This window comes from Streptomyces sp. NPDC056347, from assembly GCF_042262625.1.
In the GTDB taxonomy this organism is placed as follows: Bacteria; Actinomycetota; Actinomycetes; order Streptomycetales; family Streptomycetaceae; genus Streptomyces.
The window spans coordinates 1-16,424 of sequence record NZ_JBHJQP010000079.1 but is presented as its reverse complement, the minus strand read 5'-3'; the positions used below and the strand labels follow the sequence as shown (position 1 = coordinate 16,424).

The following is a 16,424-nucleotide window of genomic DNA, read 5'->3' as shown; positions in this document are numbered from 1 at the left end:
GAGCCGGAGCCGGAGGAGGGGGCCGCGGAGTTCAACCCGCTGCGCTGGCCGCCGTGCAAGTGCGCGCGATGTCAGCCGCGCGGGGAGGACGACGGCACCGGGGACTCCCCGGTGATACGCCGGCTCCGGGCTCAGGTTTCCGGGGAGAACGGGCTGCGGGACTCCCTGCGGCGTACGCCGTGACCTTCCCGGCCGGTGCGGGTCAGGACCGCAGATAGGCCAGGACGGCCAGGACCCTGCGGTGGGTCCGGTCCGTCACCGGCAGGTCCAGCTTGGTGAGGATGCTGCCGATGTGCTTGCCGATCGCGGCCTCGGTGACCACCAGCTCCTGGGCGATCGCCCCGTTGGACCTGCCCTCCGCCACCAGCGCCAGCACCTCGCGTTCGCGCGGGGTGAGCTGCTCCAGAGGGTCGCGGCGGCGGCGCAGCAACTGCCGTACGACCTCGGGGTCGACGACCGTCCCGCCGTCCGCGACCCTGCCCAGCGCCGACACGAACTCCTCGACCTGGCCGACCCGGTCCTTGAGGAGGTAGCCCACGCCCGTGCCGTCGCCGGAGTCCAACAGGTCGGCCGCGTACGTCCGTTGCACGTACTGGCTGAGGACCAGGACCGGGAGCGCGGGGCGCCGCTCGCGCAGCCGGACCGCCGCGTGCAGGCCCTCGTCCTGGAAGCCGGGCGGCATTCGTACGTCCGTCACCACGATGTCGGGAGTGTGTTCCTCGACCGCCGAGACCAGCGCCCGCGCGTCGCCGACGGCCGCCACGACCCGGTGGCCGCAGCGCTCCAGCAGGCCGATGAGCCCTTCGCGCAGCAGCACACTGTCCTCGGCCAGCACTATGCGCAGCGATCGGCCGGCTCGGTCAGCTCGCAAGGAAACTCCACACGCAACAGGGTCGGCCCACCTGGCGGGCTGGTCAGCGCAAGTCTGCCATCCAGGACCGACACCCGGTCCGCGAGCCCGGTCAGGCCGCTGCCCGCCGCCGCGTCCGCACCGCCGCGCCCGTCGTCGTGCACCTCCAGGAACAGACGGCCGCCGTGGTGGCCGCCGCTGACCCGCGCACGGGCGGCCCCGCTGTGCTTGGCGACGTTGGCGAGCGCCTCGCAGACCACGAAGTACGCCGCCGCCTCGATGGCCCCGGACGGGCGGCCCGCGAGCCCCAGTTCGACATCGACGGGGACCGGGCAGCGGTCGGCGGCGTCGTGCACCGCGTCCGGGAGCCCGTAGTCGGTGAGGACCTTGGGGTGGATGCCGTGGATGAGCTCGCGCAGCTCGGCCAGGGCCAGCCCCGCGTCCCGGTGGGCCGTGGTCAGGAGATCGGCGAGCGGGCCGGGCGGGGCGTCCAGGCGGGCCAGCCCGAGCGTCATCGACAGGGCCACCAGACGCTGCTGGGCCCCGTCGTGCAGATCCCGCTCGATACGGCGCCGCTCCGTCTCGAAGGCGTCCACCAACCGGGCCCGGGAGCGGGCAAGTTCGACCACCCGCGCGTCCAGCTCGCCCTCCCGGGAAGCGAGCAGCAGCCGGACCAGCCCAGCCCGGGCACCCGCCACCGCACCGAGCACGTACGCCCCGATCCCCAGCAGCACCAGCCCCAGCACGGCGACACCGGAAGCGGCCGGCCAGGTGGTGACCGTCCAGAGCTTCAGCACCTTCACCTCCTCACCGCCCCCGACCGTGGCCATCAGCAGCGGGGCGGCCACCACCGACAGCGGGCAGAGCAGAGCGACCCCCACCACCAGGGCGTCGACCAGCCACAGCACCCCGGCGAACAGCAGCGCGTACCCGAACTCCCGCCAGGTCGCCTGCTCCCGCAGCCGGGTCGTCAGCCACACCCACAGCCCCGGCGCCCCCGGCGTACGGTGCCGCCCGGACACCGGCCCGCCGTCCACCAGACGCAGCCTGCGCCGCTCCACCCAGGCCACCGGAATCCCGGCCAGGGCCACCAGCACCAGCAACGGCAGCCCCACCAGGGCCACGGCGAGCAGCCCACCGGTCACCGCCCCCGCCACCAGCCCGACCAGGACGACGGCACCCGTCACCGCACCGCTCAGCAGATACCCGGCACAGCGCCAGGGCCACGCCGACAGCAGGAACCCCGGCCGGGACATCGCCCGCCACACACTCCGCACACCTCGCACACCCCGAGAACGCATGCGCACGACCGTAGACGGCCCGCACCCGCCGCCAACTGCCGGGCCGGCACCGGAGAACCGCAGGCCTGCAGGCCCGCAGCAGGAGACTGTCGGCCCGCTGCCGGGGGCGTCGGCCCGTCGTCGACGGCCCGTCGGCGGCCCGTCGGCGGGGCCTGGAACCTTCGGGAAACGACCGCCCCCGCACCGGGCGGCGGCCCGATCCCGAAGGAGCCACCATGCGCACACCCGTCACGATCATCGGCGCGGGACTCGGCGGACTCACCCTGGCCCGCGTCCTGCACCTCCACGGCATCCCGGTGACGGTCCACGACGCCGAACCGTCCCCGTCGGCACGTACACAGGGCGGGATGCTCGACATCCACGACCACAACGGGCAGCTCGCCCTCGAAGCGGCGGGGCTGACGGCCGAGTTCCGCGCCATCGTCCTGGAGGGCCGCCAGGCGACACGGGTCCTGGCCCCGGACGGTTCCGTGCTGCTCGACAAGGCCGACGACGGCACCGGCACCCGCCCCGAGGTGCAGCGCGGCGAACTGCGGCGGATCCTGCTCGACTCGCTCCCGGACGGCACCGTCCGGTGGGGACACGAGGCGGACACCGTCCGCGCCCTCGGCGACGGCCGCCACGAGGTGACGTTCACCGACGGCCGCACCCTCACCACCGGCCTGCTGGTCGGCGCCGACGGCGCGTGGTCCCGCGTACGGCCGCTGCTCACCGACGCCACACCCCGGTACGCGGGCACGTCGTTCGTCGAGACGTACCTGTTCGACGCCGACACCCGGCACCCCGCCGCCGCGAAGGCGGTCGGCGACGGAATGCTGATCGCCCCCTCACCGGGCGGCGAGATCTTCGCCCACCGGGAGAGCGGCGACACCCTGCACACCTACGTGGCGCTGACCAGGCCCCAGGAATGGTTCGCCGCCATCGACTTCACCGACGCCGCCGCGGCCACCGCCCGGATCGCGCGGGAGTTCGACGGCTGGGCGCCGGAACTCACCGCGCTCATCACCGACAGCGACACCGGCCCGGTCCTGCGCCCCCACCACGCCCTGCCGGCCGGCACCCGGTGGGACCGGGTGCCCGGAGCGACCCTGCTCGGCGACGCCGCCCACCTCACGGCCCCGAACGGCGAAGGCGCCAACCTCGCCCTGCTCGACGGCGCCGAACTCGGCCGGGCCCTCGCCGCCCACCCCCACGACACCGAGGCCGCGCTCACCGCGTACGAGCAGGCCATGTTCCCCCGCAGCACCGAGGCCGTCACCTTCGACGGCGCCGAGATCCTGGACCTCGGCGACGACGGCAACACGGCCCGCGCCCTGATCGACAGGATGACCGGCACCGGCACCGGCCACCGAGTCACCGGCCACTCAGTCACCGGCCGCTGAGTCACCGGCCGTTGAGTCACCGGCCGCCGCGGCGACCGTGCGCCGCGCCCGGGGCCTGCCCGGCCCTGCCCCCCGGTCCCGGTCCGGGGTAGGGCCAGGCATACCCCGGTTCTCGGTCTGGCCTCACTGCGCCACCCGGGGTCCCCGCGGTTTCGTGGGGACACCGACCAGAAGACGCAGACAGAGGTGGAACAGCACATGACCGAGAACGCGATCCAACTGCGTTCCGTGACCCGGCGGTACGGGGCGGGCGGCGCCCTCGCCACCGCCCTCGACCAGGTGTCGCTCGCCTTCCCGAAAGGCACCTTCACCGCCGTGATGGGCCCCTCCGGGTCCGGCAAGTCGACCCTGCTGCAATGCGCCGCGGGCCTGGACCGGCCCACCTCCGGCAGCGTCGTCATGGGCGGCACCGAACTGACCGGGCTGAGCGAGACGAAACTGACCCGGCTGCGCAGAGGCCGCATCGGCTTCGTGTTCCAGGCGTTCAACCTGCTGCCCGCCCTGACCGCCGAACAGAACGTCGCCCTGCCGCTGCGGCTGGACGGGCGCCGCCCGAAGAGTTCACAGGTTCGCGAGGCGCTCCAGCAGGTCGGGCTCGGCGACCGGGCCCGGCACCGGCCGTCCCAGCTCTCCGGCGGCCAGCAGCAACGCGTCGCCCTGGCCCGCGCCCTGATCACCCGCCCCGAGGTGCTCTTCGGCGACGAACCGACCGGCGCGCTCGACTCCCGCACCGGCCGCGACGTACTGGCCCTGCTGCGCACCATGGCCGACCGGGACCACCGCACCATCATCATGGTCACCCACGACCCGGTGGCCGCCTCCTACGCCGACCGCGTCGTCTTCCTCGTCGACGGCCGCGTCCACGGCGAACTGACCGGCGCCCGCGCCGAGGACATCGCCGCCCGCATGACCGGGCTGGAGGCCGCACCGTGCTGAGCACCGCCCTGCACACCCTGCGCACCCGCTGGGCCACCTTCGTCGGCGGCTTCACCGCCCTGTCCCTGGGCGTGGCCCTGATCACCGTCATGGGGCTCGCCCTGGCCTCCGCCGCCGACACCCCCGAACGCCGGCCCCAGCGGTTCGCCGCCGCACCCGTCGTCGTCCAGGGCCAGGACACCCTCACCGTGCCCACCCCGGTCGGCGACCGCACCCACCGCCTCGCCCGGCCCCGCCCCGTACCCGCCGCCACCGTCACGGAACTGCGCCGCCTCGGCACCGTCGTCCAGGACCGCTCCTTCCTCGTGCACACCGCACACGGCCCCGCCGGCCTGGTCGGCCACCCCTGGTCCACCGCCGCCTACGCACCCTACGAACTGCGCACCGGGCGCGCGCCGAAAGCCCCCGACGAGGTCGTCGTCAGCGGCGACCGGACCCGCCAGGGCACCCGGATACGCACCACCACCGGCACCGTCCGCGTCGTCGGCACCGTCACCACGACCGGCTCCGAGAACTTCGAGAACGCCGTGTTCTACACCGACACCCGCGCCGCCGAACTCTCCCCGCACAGCCCCCGGCTCGTCGTCGAAGCCGACCCCGCGGCCGTACGCGCGGCCGTGGGCGCCGACACCGGCGTCCGGGTCCTCACCGGCGACGCACGCCGCCACGCCGACCCCGACCCCGACCGCGACAGCCGGGAACTCACCGCGATGAACGCCCTGTTCGGCACCGCGGGCGGCGTCAGCGCCTTCGTCTCCGTCTTCGTCGTCGCCTCCACCTCCGCGTACTCCGTGGCCCAGCGCCGCCGCGAGTTCGGGCTGCTGCGCACCGCCGGAGCGACCCCGGGCCAGATCCGCCGCACCGTCACCCTCGAAGCCCTGACCGTCGGCGCCCTCGCCTCGGCCACCGGCTGCGCCCTCGGCTCCCTGGGCGCCCCACGGCTCGCGGCATGGGCGGTCACCGAACACCTCGCACCCCGCTGGTTCACCATCGGCGACCACACCTGGCCCTACCACCTGGCGTTCTGGACCGGACTGCTCGCCGCCCTGTGCGGAGTGACCGCCGCGTCCTGGCGGGCCGGGCGCACCGCACCCACCGAAGCACTGCGCGAAGCCGCCGCCGACACCCGGGTGATGACCCGGGGCCGGCTGCTGCTCGGCACCGCCCTGCTGCTCACCGCCGCGGTGACCCTGGCCCTCGCCCTGGCGACCGACCCCGGCGAACTGCTCCGGCGCAAGACCTACACCACCCGCCCGATGCTGCTGATCACCGCGACCGCCCTGCTCGCCCCCCTCCTGGTACGGCCCCTGACCCGGCTGCTCACCTGGCTGCCCGCCCGGCTGCCGGGCGCCGCCGGAATGCTGGTACGGGAGAACACCGCCACCGGGGCCCGCCGCACCGCCGCCGTCGCCGCACCCGTACTGATCACCGTCGCCCTCGCCGGCTCACTGCTCGGCGCCACCGCCACCCTCGACGGGGCGAAGGCCGCCGAGGCCCGTGCCCGCACCACCGCCGACCTCGTGATCACCCCGGCGGGCCCCGACGGCTTCGACCCCGCGACGCTCCGGCGCCTGCGCGCCGTACCCGGCGTCGAGATCTCCCCGAGCGCGTCCAGCGCCGTCTACGTCCTGGAGGACGGCACGGCCCTCGTCAGGTCCGCGGCCACCGCCGCCGAACCCGGACCGCTCGCCGCGACCACCCGCATCCCGCTCACCGCGGGCCGCCTCACCGACCTCGACGACGACTCCATTGTCGTCAACACCGAATGGCAGCAGCACACCGTGGGGGAGCGGATCGACGTGTGGCTCGGCGACGGCACCAGGAAGAACCTCGAGATCGCCGCCGTCATGCCCACCGGCACCGGCGACAACGGCGTCCTGCTCACCCCGCGCAACGCCCCCGGAGCCCCCGCCGACCGGATCGACGCCCGCCTCACCGACGGCACCGACCCGGCCACCGCCGCCACCGCGCTGCGCCGCGCGGTACACCCCACGGGCGGCACCGTCCGCACCGGGGACGCCTGGCTCCGCGCGACGCACCCCGAGGCCGCCCGGACGACCCGGGCCGGATTCCTCCTGGTCCTCGGCATCGCCCTCCTCTACACCGGCATCGCCATGGCCGCCACCACGGCCATGGCCACCACCGACCGGGTCCGCGAACTGGCCGCGCTGCGCCTGGCCGGTGCCACCGGGCGGCAGGTGCTGCGGCTGGTGGCCGCCGAGGCGCTGACCGTGGTCGCGGTCGGCGCACTGCTGGGAACCCTGGTCGCCGCACTCGGCCTGCTGGGCATGCACGGCGCGCTGGCCCTGCTCTCCGTACCCGCCCCCTTCACGATGCCGTGGGCGGTGCTCGCCACGGTCACCGGCGCCTGCGCGGTCCTCGCCACGGTCTCGGACCTCGTCCCGGCCGCCCTCGCCCTGCGCCGCGGCGCGGCCCGGTCGGCGGGCGTACGCGAATGACCCCGGGCCCCGCGAACCCCTCGGCCCGGCACGGGCCTTCGTTCCGCGGGGGAGTGCGGCGATACTGGCCCGATGGGCTTCCTCGTCTTCATGACACTGCCGGGGCTGGTACTGCTGCTCACCGCACTCGCCCTGGTCGACCAGGTGCTGCTGCGGGCGGGCCGGGCCGGGCTGCTGCCCTGGCGGAACGGCGCCCGGCAGGGGCAGGTCTCCGCGACCGGCTTCGAGCAGCTGCACGCCGCCTTCTCGGCGGGCAAGCAGCACGAACTCAAGGAACGGCGCTCGTCCCTGGTCCTGCGGGACGACGAGGAGGACGGCGCCCCGCCCCACCGCACCGAGGTGGACCTGGTGCGCGGCTCGGCGGTGATCCGGCTCCCCAGGACCCCCTGACCGCCACCGAGCACCGCACCCGCGCACCGCACACGGGCACCCCGCCGTTCCGGCGAGCCCACCGGGTCAGGCGTTCAGCAGGAATCCCAACGGCCCCAGCAGGTCCGCGGGTTCGCGGTAGTGGAGACCGGTCATGCCGATCCCGGCCGCGGCCTCGACGTTCTCCGGCCGGTCGTCCACGAACAGGCACCGCTCCGCGGCGGCCCCCGCCCGCCCGGCCGCGATCTCGTAGATCCTCCGGTCCGGCTTGGCCACGCCCACCCGGGCACTGCTGACGACATGGTCCGCGAGATCCGCCAGGCCCAGCGCCGCCAGGTCGGCCTCCAGCCGCACGGTCGCGTTGGTCACCAGCACCAGGGGCAGGTGCTCCCGCACCCGGCGCAGCATGCCCACCACGACGTCGTCGGCCCGGAACGGGGCCTCGGCGAGCGCCGTGGCCAGCTCGCGCGCCCGCTCCGCCGGTATCCGCTCCGCGAGACAGGCCGCGACGGACTCCACCCACTGCTGCTCGGTGACCGTGCCGACGAGCAGCGGCAGATCCCTCTCCGGAGCGAACGCCACACGCTCCGTCGTGCCCGCCGGCAGTCCCGCGTCGCGTTCCAGACGGGACAGCTCCGTCGTGTCGTAGAAGCGGATCACGTTGTCCAGATCGCACAGCACCGCGTCGAAGGGCCGGGGGGAAGGCGCGAAGGAGGGTGTGGAAGAAGTCACCGCACCTGCATAGCACGGCAGTTGGCCCCGTTCCCGCCGCGAAGGGATCCGGGACACGAGCGTCCCCGGCCCCGGCGGGAACAGGAACACGCCGTACAGACATCTTGCGAGCACCATCCGAAAGTGACGTATGTCACATCTATGAAAAAATGGAAGACGTAGCTCATCGCGAAACAGGCGAGAGGAGTGAGCGCATCATGATCGCCAAGCTGCTCAGCAAGCTGTCATTCACCCGCCACTACGGTGCGTACGGGGAGCACGACTGGACCGCGTCCGCCGACAAGGTGTGACCGCACGGCCGGCGGGTGCTCGCGGGCTCCCGTCGGCTCCGGGCCGCGCCGCCGACGGCGTCGGCCCGGACCGGCACGAGCGTCAGGGACGATCCCATGGACCGGACGAACGAGCCGCCGCGGCTGCCCGGAGGCAGCTTCGCGGCCTGGAGCCGCGACCGGCTGGCAGCGGCCTGCCACGGCGCCGAGTGCGGGGACGTCTGGGAACTGGAGCCGGGAGTCTACGTGGCCGCCGCGGCCGGGCCGTGCGAAGCGGTCCTGCACCGCGCCCAGGACTTCCCCAAGCCCCCCTCACCCCTCTTCCCGCCACTGAAACGGGCCGCCGGAGCACCCGCGCCCCAGGAGCGTGCGCACGCGCGCGCCGCCCGCATGCACGGGCTGCGCCCGCAGGCCGTCGCGGCCCGGATCGGTGAGATCGCGCCCGGCACCGCCCGATGCGCCGACCAGTGGCCCACGGGCCGGGACGTCGAGGTCCTGCCCCTGGTCCGGTCCGCCCTGGCGGAGACCGGTGTGCGCTACCTCTTCACCGAGGACGCTCCCGCCCTGCTGCCCTTCGCCCAACGGCTCTTCACGGCCCGGGAAGTCCTCGTACGCCCCTCGCGCTGGGTGTGGCCGCGCTGGGTCCCCACACCGGCGCGGCGCTTCCGTACCCGGCAGCAGGTCGCCTTCACCGACGCGCTGCGGGCCGTCGTCCGCCGGCGCCGTTCGTCGGGCCGGCTCGGTGACGACGTGCTGGGGCAGATGCTCCGGCCCTCCTCCCGCTACGGCACGCTTCCGGAAGAGGCCGTCCTCGACACTCTCCCCGGAATCACCGTCGCCACCTTCGAGACACCTTCCCGGGCAGCCGGATGGATCCTGCTCCACCTGGCCCGGTACCCCGGCGCGGCGGACCGCGTCGCGGCCGAGGCCGCCCTGCTGCCGGAGGACCCGGCCGCGACGACCGGCGCCCACCTCGACCGCCTGCAGTACACCCAGGCGCTGATACGGGAGGTGCTCCGGCTGCACCCCCCGAGCTGGCTGCTGACCCGGCGCGCCCCGCGGCGGACCCGGCTCGGCGGCTACACCATCGACGCGGGCTCCACCGTTCTCGTCTGCCCCTACACCGCCCACCGCGACGCGCGGGAACACCCCGAGCCGGACCGGTTCCGGCCCGAGCGCTGGCTCGACGGCTCCGGGTCGCCGGCGAAGCCCGGGGTCTTCCTCGCTTTCGGCACCGGGCCGCACGGCTGCGAGGGAGCCGCTCTGGCCATGGCCATGCTGACGCTCCTGACCGCGCAGATCGCCCGCCGCTACCGCCTGAGCGAGCCGCCCGGCCCGGAACCCGGCTACCGGGTCACCACCTTCGAAGGGCTCACGACCGAGGGCCTGCGCCTGCGTGCCGTCGCCGGAGACCCGCGGAGCTGACGGCCGCCCCGGCAGACGCCCCGGCACCGTTGCCGAGGAAGGGCCGGGGGTGCGTCAGGCGCGGCCCAGGCGGGCCAGACGCTCCGCGCGTCCGGCGAAGACCTCCTCCTGACGGCCGGTCATCTGCCGGAGCGCGTCCCTGCGGTCCCGTTCGGTGAGACGGTCGAGGTAGGTGCGGCCGAAGAGGTGGTCGGTCTCGTGCTGCAGACACCGGGCGAAGTACCCCGTCCCCTCGATGACGAGCGGGCCGCCGTCCTTGTCGAACCCGCGGACCACGGCGCGATCGGTGCGGGGGACCACCTTGGCCGCGCCGGGCACGGACAGACAGCCCTCGAACTCGTCGACGAGCCGCCGGTCCCGCGGCCCGGGCAGGCTCAGGACCGGGTTGGCGACGTGGCCGACATGGCGGACCCCGTCGTCGTCCAGGCAGTCGTACACGAACAGCCTCAGCCCGACCCCGACCTGATTGGCGGCCAGGCCGGCCCCCTCGGCCACGTGCATGGTCAGGAACATGTCGTCGATCAGCGCCGACAGCTCCGGGGTCCCGAACCCGGTCACCTCCCGGCACGAACGCCCGAGGACCTCCTCGCCCGTCACCGTGACCCTGCGGAACGACCCCCGTTCCGCTTCCGGCGGCAGCGCCGGATACGCGTCGACGGGGCGGCCCTGAACGCGGACACGCCGGTCGACGGAACGGGGCCGCGCGGGGTGGACGGACATGTCCGGCTCCTCTTCTCGTACACGCCGCACGGGTCGCACGGGCCGTCACGGCGGATGACTCCGGCAGGGACTGCCGCTTGCCAAGGGCTTTGCAAAGTAGCAGAGTTTGCAAAGTGACAGGAGAAGATCTGAACACTCCGGACGGCCCGGCCGTCCGCACCGGCGGGGGACTGCGCGAGCACGAGGTCCGCACGGCCCTGCTCGGCCTGCTCGCCGAGGTCGGTACGGTCACGGCCACCGAGGCCGCCTCCCGGCTGGGCTACAGCTCCGGCCTCTGCTCGTTCCACCTGCGGCAGCTCGCACGGCACGGGCACATCGAGGAGGCCCCGCACGGCCAGGGCCGCGCGCGTCCCTGGCGGCTGAAGCGGCACACCCCGGCCGCCGCCGACGGGGACGGTTTCGGGGACCTGGCCCGGGGACTGGAGGACGAGAGCTGGCAGCGATGGCTGGCCCGGCGGGACGGCGCACCGCCCGAGTGGCGCCACGACGAGGCCTTCAGTGCGGTCGCCTATCTGACGCCCGAGGAGATGAGCCGGGTCGCGGACACGGTCCGGCGGGCACTGGCGCCCTACCGGGACCGTGAGCAGCGCCCCCTGGCCCGGCCCGACGGCGCCCGGCCGGTGGCCCTCATCACCCGGCTGTTCCCCCTGCTTCCCCACCCGGAGGGCGAGCCCCACCCGGAGGACGGGCCCCACCCGGAGGACGGGCCCCGCCCGGAGGACGGGCCCCGGCCGGGCTGAGAAGCCCGGTCGCTCCGGGGCGCGGCGGTCTCGAACATCCGACCACGCGCTCCGGTGGCGTGACCGACCGTTCGGCCGCCGTCGTTATTTCTGCGGAGTTCTGCAATTGGTGACTTCGCCGAATCGACAGCGAGTGGTGCGAACGGATGTGTGCAACAGGTGCGGGGGACCGGCCGGGGCGCCGGACCGGAGTACGGACCGGCGTACCGGCCGGGGCGCCGGGCGGGCCGGGGCGCGCCCCGCGCCCCGGCGCGGAACCGGGACGTATGTGATGCCGCGCCTGCCCGCGCGCCGGCACAGCCGTTCCTGGGACCTGCCGCCGGTGCACGGATCGGTGCGGGCGGCCCGGGACCGCTGCGGCCGGTGGCTGGACGGGGCCGGGATCGTCCCGGGTTCGCCGCTCTTCGGCGCGGCGCTGCGGGTGGTGTCCGAGCTCGTCTCCAACGCCGTGCTCCACGCCGAGCTCTCGCCGGACGTACACGTCCGCCTCACGCTGGAGGGCTACCTCCTCACGATCACCGTCAGGGACAAGGACCCGCACCCGGTGCCGCTCGCGGACCTCACGCCCCGGCAGGGCCTCGCGGTGGTGGCCGCCCTCGCGCACGACTACTGCGGCGACGTACGGACCGAACTCGCCGCCGACGGGCCGGGCAAGAGCGTCATCGTGCGGTTCGCGCTGCTCGGCGCGATCGAATGAGCCGGGGCCCGGCCCGCCGAGGACCGGGCCCCCGCCGCATCCGGCCGGGCCAACGGGGGAGGGGCCGTCCCGCGCGTCACGCGCGGTACGGCCCCGGCCCGGCCGCATGCGGCTCCCCCCACGGCACCGCCGCGAAGAGGGCCGCGCCCCGCTACCCGACCCCGCCGTGCGGGCGGCTCCGGGGCGGCGCGACGGCACACCCCTCAGAGGCGCACGCTCATGCGCACGCTCACCTCGTCCCCCGCCGCCAGCCGCTCCGGCGCGCGCACCGCCTTCCTGAGCGGCAGCAGATAGCCGCCGTCCTTCGGGAAGAGCGACGTCCCGAAGACGACCGCGCCGATTCGGGCCTCGACGGGAACAACGCCCCAGCCGTACGTGGCCATCGACGCCACCTCGCGTACGTCGGCGGCCTGCTCCTCGGGCAGCGGGACGAAGTAGAACGGGGAGGGACCACGCCATTCGACGACGTGACCGGTGAAGACGATGTCCAAGAGGTCCGCCCTTTCCTTCGGTTGAGGGATCTCGTGCCGGGCTCAGCGTACGGACGGCGCGACCGGGTGCCCCGCGGCCCGGTCACCGGTGCTTCTGCGGGTGTTGGAGCGTCCGGGCGCCGCAGGGGCCCCGTCTCTGATGTGCTGGGCACAGCCCGACACGACAGCCACGGCAGCAGCAGGAGAACCATGCGCACGGAAGTACTGCACATCCCCACCCCGGACGGCCGGGCCGACGCCTACGCCGCCTTCCCCGACGACGGCGAGCAGCACCCCGGGGTGCTGATGTACATGGACGGCTTCGGCATCCGGCCCGCGCTGCGGGAGATGGCCCGCGAACTGGCCGGGCACGGGTACTGCGTACTCGTCCCCAACATCTTCTACCGGCAGGGCCCGGCACCGGTCGTCGAACTCCCCGAGTACATCGGGGAGGAGGACCGGCCCGCGATCTTCGCCCGGCTGATGCCCCTGATCCAGGCACACACCGCCGAACGGACCCTGAGCGACGCCGGCGCCTACCTCGACTTCCTCACCACCCGGCCCGAGGTCGCCGCCGGACCCGTCGCGGTGACCGGCTACTGCATCGGCGGCCTCCTGGCGATGCGCACCGCCGCGGCCCACCCGGACCGGGTGGCGGCCGTCGCCGCGTTCCACAGCCCCGTGGGGGCCGACGGGCCCGGCCTCTTCTCCCGCATCACCGCCCAGGTCCACCTCGGCCACGCCGAGGGCGACCTGACCCCCGAGGCCCTCGGCGAGCTCGACCGGGACCTGGACGCCGCAGGAGTCGGCCACACCTCCGAGATCTACCCCGGCACCGTCCACGGCTTCACCATGTCCGACACCGACGCCTTCGACCCCGCCGCACTCCAGCGCCACTGGGACCGCCTGCTGCCCCTCCTCGACCGCACCCTGACCCACGGCTGAGACCCCGGCCCGCACCCGTCCGGCCCCGGACCCGGCCGTTGCCCCGCCCCGCCACCGGCCGTCGCCCCGCCCCGGACCCGGGCGGGGCCCGACCCGGACGGGCGCCCCGCCGTAGGCTGAGCCCATGCCCGCCCCGTACCCGCGCATCCTCACCGAGCGCTACCCGGCCGCCTTCGCCTTCTACGCCGCCGTACTGCCCGCACTGGCGGGATACCTGCCCGCGCGCGGCGACGCCGCCTCCGGATACGCCAGTTGGGACACCCCCGAAGGAGCGACCGCGTTCGCCGTGATCCGGCGCGACATGTTCGCCGGCACGGTCCCCGGGGCTCCCGCGGCGGGCGGCACGCCCCTCGTCGTACCCGTCGCGGACGCCGCCGCGGTGGACGAAGCGGTCGCACTGTGCCTCCGGCACGGCGGGACCCCGGTGGCAGCGGCCCGGGACCTGCCCGGCTGGGGGCTGCGCGCGGCCCACCTGCACGACCCGGACGGCAACCTGCTGGAGATCCAGACGTACTGAGCCGCCCCGGTCACAGCCACCCCGAACGCTGCGCCTGAAGAGCCATCTGGAAACGGTTCGCGGCGCCCAGCCGGGCCATCAGGACCTGCAGACGGCGAAAGAGCGTACGGCGGCTGATCCCCAGCTCCCGGGCGATGACCTCGTCACTCGCCCCGCCCGCCAGGAGCCACAGCAGCCGCCGGTCGGCGGGAGGCAGACCGCCCGGGCGGGCGGTGCGCCCGTGGAACGGCAGGGCGTTCGACCAGGACTGCTCGAACAGGGCGATCAGCGCGGAGAGCAGACCGCACGGCTGCACGACCAGCATCGTGTTGTGCACGTCCGCCTCCCTGATCGACAACGACACCAGCGCGTACGCCTCGTCGATGATCACCAGCTTGACCGGGACCGACGGCATCACCCGGGCCTGCTCACCGGCCCTGACGCACGGCTCGATGACCTCCTTCAGATGCCCCGGATGCTCCAGCGACTCCCGCGAGTACACGACACGCTGCCTGATCCCGCGGGCGAGCGTGGCCAGCGAGTCCTCCGTGGTCTCGGGCAGCGGAAAGTACGGCGGCGACTCGAACTGCCGGATCTGCTCCCGGGCACTCGCCCAGGCCTGCCGCATCCGCGCCCCGACGGCCTCACCCGTGACGACCTCGACGAGATGGTCGTTGTACGCGGCCAGCCGGTGCCGCCGGAACGACTCGAACGCACCCCCGACGGCGATCCGTGACTCCTCGATCTCGGCCGCCCGGTGCCGGGCGAGGACCTCCAGCCCCGCCGCGGGCGGCACCGGGGCCACCACGTCCGCCCCCTCCCCGGCGGCACTCGCCAGCCCCGCATCGACCAGCGCGCCGTACGCCCCGGCCAGCTCCGCACCGCCCAGACCGGACGCCTCACCGATCACACCCAGCGGAGCGGGCGCCAGCTCCAGCAGCGCCAGATAGACCCGGCCCGCCGCACCCTCGATCCCCAGCAGCCGCAGCGCCTCGCCGAGCTTCCCGTTCTCCGTCTCCATGCCCCCATTGTCGACCGCCCCGCACCGCGCCATGGCCGATCGGTGCCAGTGACACTTCCGGGCACCAGGCGCGGGCACCACCGGATACCGTCGCCAAAACCGCCGCAGAACGGCGGGAACCCCCACCCGGAAGAAAGGTGTACGCCGTGGCGAAAGGCCGCAAGAACGGTCTCTACGCAGGGATCTCCGAGGAACTGTCCGCCCTGATGCGGACCGGGTGGGCCGACACCGAACGGCACGACCTGACCCCCGACGAGCAGGCCCCGCACGCGGCCCGCCGCCGCGCCGCGCTCTCCGCACGCTTCCCCGGCGAGCGCCTCGTCGTCCCCTCGGGCAACCTCAAGGTCCGCTCCAACGACGACACCTACCCCTTCCGCCCGTACTCGGGCTACGTCCACATGACCGGGGACCAGGCCCGCGACGGCGCGCTCGTCCTCGAACCCCGCGACGACGGCGGCCACGACGCCTACTGCTACCAGCTGCCGCGCGACGCCCGCGACAACAACGAGTTCTGGACCGGCTCCACGGCCGAGCTGTGGATGGGGCGGCGCCGCTCCCTGGCCGAGTCGCAGCTCGTGCTCGGGCTGCCCTGCCGGGACGTGCGCACCGCGGCCGAGGACCTGGCCGCCTCCGCCGTACCCACCCGGATCGTCCGCGGCATCGCCCCGGCCCTGGAGGCCGCCGTCACCACCGACGAGGAACGCGACGACGAACTCGAAGAGGCGCTCGACGGCCTGCGCCTGGTCAAGGACGACTGGGAGATCGGTGAACTCCGCAAGGCCGTGGACTCCACCGTGCGCGGATTCACCGACGTGATCGGCGAACTCTCCAGGGCGGTCGCCTCCTCCGAGCGGTGGATCGAGGGCACCTTCTTCCGCCGGGCCCGCCTGGAGGGCAACGCCGTCGGCTACGGCACGATCTGCGCCGCGGGCGACCACGCCACGATCATGCACTGGACGGACAACGACGGCCCGGTACGCCCCGGCGACCTCCTCCTGCTCGACGCCGGGGTGGAGACGAACACCCTCTACACCGCCGACGTCACCCGCACCCTCCCGATCAGCGGCACCTTCACCCCCGTGCAGCGCAAGGTGTACGACGCGGTGTACGAGGCCCAGGAGGCCGGCATGGCGGCGGTCAAGCCGGGTGCCGCGTACCGCGACTTCCACGAGGCGTCCCAGCGCCACCTGGCGGCCCGGCTGGTCGAGTGGGGCTTCATCGAGGGCCCGGCCGACCGCGCGTACGAGCTCGGCCTGCAGCGCCGCTTCACCATGGCGGGCACCGGCCACATGCTCGGCCTCGACGTCCACGACTGCGCGGAGGCCAGGAACGAGGAGTACGTCGAGGGCGTGCTGGAGCCGGGCATGGTGCTCACCGTGGAGCCCGGCCTGTACTTCCAGCCGGACGACCTCACCGTGCCCGAGGAATGGCGGGGCATCGGCGTCCGGATCGAGGACGACCTGCTCGTCACCGAGGACGGCCATCAGAACCTGTCGGCGGGGCTGCCGCGGTCGGCGGAGGACGTCGAGGTATGGATGGCCCGGTTCGCCGGCTGACAACTGACGGCCGGGCCCCGCGAGCCGGGGACCGGGGGCGGCCGGCGGTCCCGGGT

Annotated in this window: 16 protein-coding genes; 10 read left to right on the top strand and 6 right to left on the bottom strand. The window is 74.4% G+C overall.

Annotated elements, in window-relative coordinates; genetic code table 11:
* Positions 1–202 precede the first annotated feature (202 nt).
* Together ACFCV8_RS19560 and ACFCV8_RS19555 are read right to left on the bottom strand one after the other, a co-directional pair.
* Complete coding sequence (locus ACFCV8_RS19560; protein WP_376686645.1) at positions 203–835, bottom strand: response regulator; 633 nt, start codon at positions 833–835, stop codon at positions 203–205.
* Positions 835–2,106 (bottom strand): sensor histidine kinase, encoded by a 1,272-nt coding sequence (locus ACFCV8_RS19555; protein WP_376686644.1) that lies wholly within the window; start codon positions 2,104–2,106, stop codon positions 835–837. The genes ACFCV8_RS19560 and ACFCV8_RS19555 overlap by 1 nt, the downstream gene beginning before the upstream one ends.
* A 260-nt stretch (positions 2,107–2,366) precedes the next feature.
* On the opposite strand from ACFCV8_RS19555, the gene ACFCV8_RS19550 reads away from it, so the two are divergent.
* The 4 genes from ACFCV8_RS19550 (at position 2,367) to ACFCV8_RS19535 (ending at position 7,318) form a co-directional block, all read left to right on the top strand.
* A complete protein-coding gene (locus ACFCV8_RS19550) occupies positions 2,367–3,533 on the top strand; it encodes an FAD-dependent oxidoreductase (RefSeq protein WP_376686623.1) in 1,167 nt (388 codons plus the stop codon).
* A gap of 198 nt (positions 3,534–3,731) precedes the next feature.
* Positions 3,732–4,469: an ABC transporter ATP-binding protein gene (locus tag ACFCV8_RS19545; protein ID WP_376686622.1), complete on the top strand. Its 738-nt coding sequence runs from the start codon at positions 3,732–3,734 to the stop codon at positions 4,467–4,469.
* The gene (locus ACFCV8_RS19540) at positions 4,463–6,928 is read left to right on the top strand and encodes an FtsX-like permease family protein (RefSeq protein ID WP_376686621.1); all 2,466 of its coding nucleotides are present in this window, start codon (positions 4,463–4,465) and stop codon (positions 6,926–6,928) included. Before ACFCV8_RS19545 ends, ACFCV8_RS19540 begins: the two co-directional genes overlap by 7 nt.
* A 72-nt stretch (positions 6,929–7,000) precedes the next feature.
* Positions 7,001–7,318 (top strand): DUF6191 domain-containing protein, encoded by a 318-nt coding sequence (locus ACFCV8_RS19535; protein ID WP_376686620.1) that lies wholly within the window; start codon positions 7,001–7,003, stop codon positions 7,316–7,318.
* Positions 7,319–7,384: 66 nt separating this feature from the next.
* Here ACFCV8_RS19535 and ACFCV8_RS19530 read toward each other — a convergent pair whose 3' ends face one another.
* A complete protein-coding gene (locus ACFCV8_RS19530) occupies positions 7,385–8,029 on the bottom strand; it encodes an HAD-IA family hydrolase (protein WP_376686619.1) in 645 nt (214 codons plus the stop codon).
* A 386-nt stretch (positions 8,030–8,415) separates the two neighbouring features.
* Between ACFCV8_RS19530 and ACFCV8_RS19525 the strand changes: the two genes are divergently transcribed.
* On the top strand, positions 8,416–9,723 hold the full coding sequence (locus ACFCV8_RS19525) for a cytochrome P450 (RefSeq protein ID WP_376686618.1): 1,308 nt from the start codon (positions 8,416–8,418) through the stop codon (positions 9,721–9,723).
* A 54-nt stretch (positions 9,724–9,777) separates the two neighbouring features.
* Here ACFCV8_RS19525 and def read toward each other — a convergent pair whose 3' ends face one another.
* Positions 9,778–10,443, bottom strand: coding sequence for a peptide deformylase (def, locus tag ACFCV8_RS19520; RefSeq protein ID WP_376686617.1), 666 nt, complete (start codon positions 10,441–10,443; stop codon positions 9,778–9,780).
* Between the two features lie 113 nt (positions 10,444–10,556).
* Between def and ACFCV8_RS19515 the strand changes: the two genes are divergently transcribed.
* Together ACFCV8_RS19515 and ACFCV8_RS19510 are read left to right on the top strand one after the other, a co-directional pair.
* Positions 10,557–11,183, top strand: a complete 627-nt coding sequence (locus ACFCV8_RS19515) for a helix-turn-helix domain-containing protein (RefSeq protein ID WP_376686616.1) — start codon at positions 10,557–10,559, stop codon at positions 11,181–11,183.
* A gap of 271 nt (positions 11,184–11,454) precedes the next feature.
* Positions 11,455–11,880, top strand: coding sequence for an ATP-binding protein (locus tag ACFCV8_RS19510; RefSeq protein WP_376686615.1), 426 nt, complete (start codon positions 11,455–11,457; stop codon positions 11,878–11,880).
* A gap of 203 nt (positions 11,881–12,083) precedes the next feature.
* On the opposite strand, the gene ACFCV8_RS19505 is transcribed toward ACFCV8_RS19510, so the two are convergent.
* Positions 12,084–12,371 carry a DUF1905 domain-containing protein gene (locus ACFCV8_RS19505; protein ID WP_376686614.1) on the bottom strand — a complete coding sequence of 96 codons (288 nt, stop codon included), beginning with the start codon at positions 12,369–12,371 and terminating at the stop codon, positions 12,084–12,086.
* A 189-nt stretch (positions 12,372–12,560) separates the two neighbouring features.
* Here ACFCV8_RS19505 and ACFCV8_RS19500 point away from each other — a divergent pair, with 189 nt between their 5' ends.
* Both ACFCV8_RS19500 and ACFCV8_RS19495 read left to right on the top strand, forming a co-directional pair.
* On the top strand, positions 12,561–13,295 hold the full coding sequence (locus ACFCV8_RS19500; protein WP_376686613.1) for a dienelactone hydrolase family protein: 735 nt from the start codon (positions 12,561–12,563) through the stop codon (positions 13,293–13,295).
* A 124-nt stretch (positions 13,296–13,419) separates the two neighbouring features.
* Complete coding sequence (locus ACFCV8_RS19495) at positions 13,420–13,812, top strand: glyoxalase/bleomycin resistance/extradiol dioxygenase family protein (RefSeq protein WP_376686612.1); 393 nt, start codon at positions 13,420–13,422, stop codon at positions 13,810–13,812.
* A gap of 10 nt (positions 13,813–13,822) precedes the next feature.
* Here the strand turns inward: ACFCV8_RS19495 and ACFCV8_RS19490 are convergent, their stop codons facing one another.
* Entirely contained in the window at positions 13,823–14,812 is a 990-nt protein-coding gene (locus tag ACFCV8_RS19490; protein ID WP_376686611.1) for a LuxR family transcriptional regulator, read from the bottom strand.
* Positions 14,813–14,958: 146 nt separating this feature from the next.
* Here ACFCV8_RS19490 and ACFCV8_RS19485 point away from each other — a divergent pair, with 146 nt between their 5' ends.
* Positions 14,959–16,368, top strand: coding sequence for an aminopeptidase P family protein (locus ACFCV8_RS19485; RefSeq protein WP_376686610.1), 1,410 nt, complete (start codon positions 14,959–14,961; stop codon positions 16,366–16,368).
* The last annotated feature ends 56 nt before the right edge of the window (positions 16,369–16,424 follow it).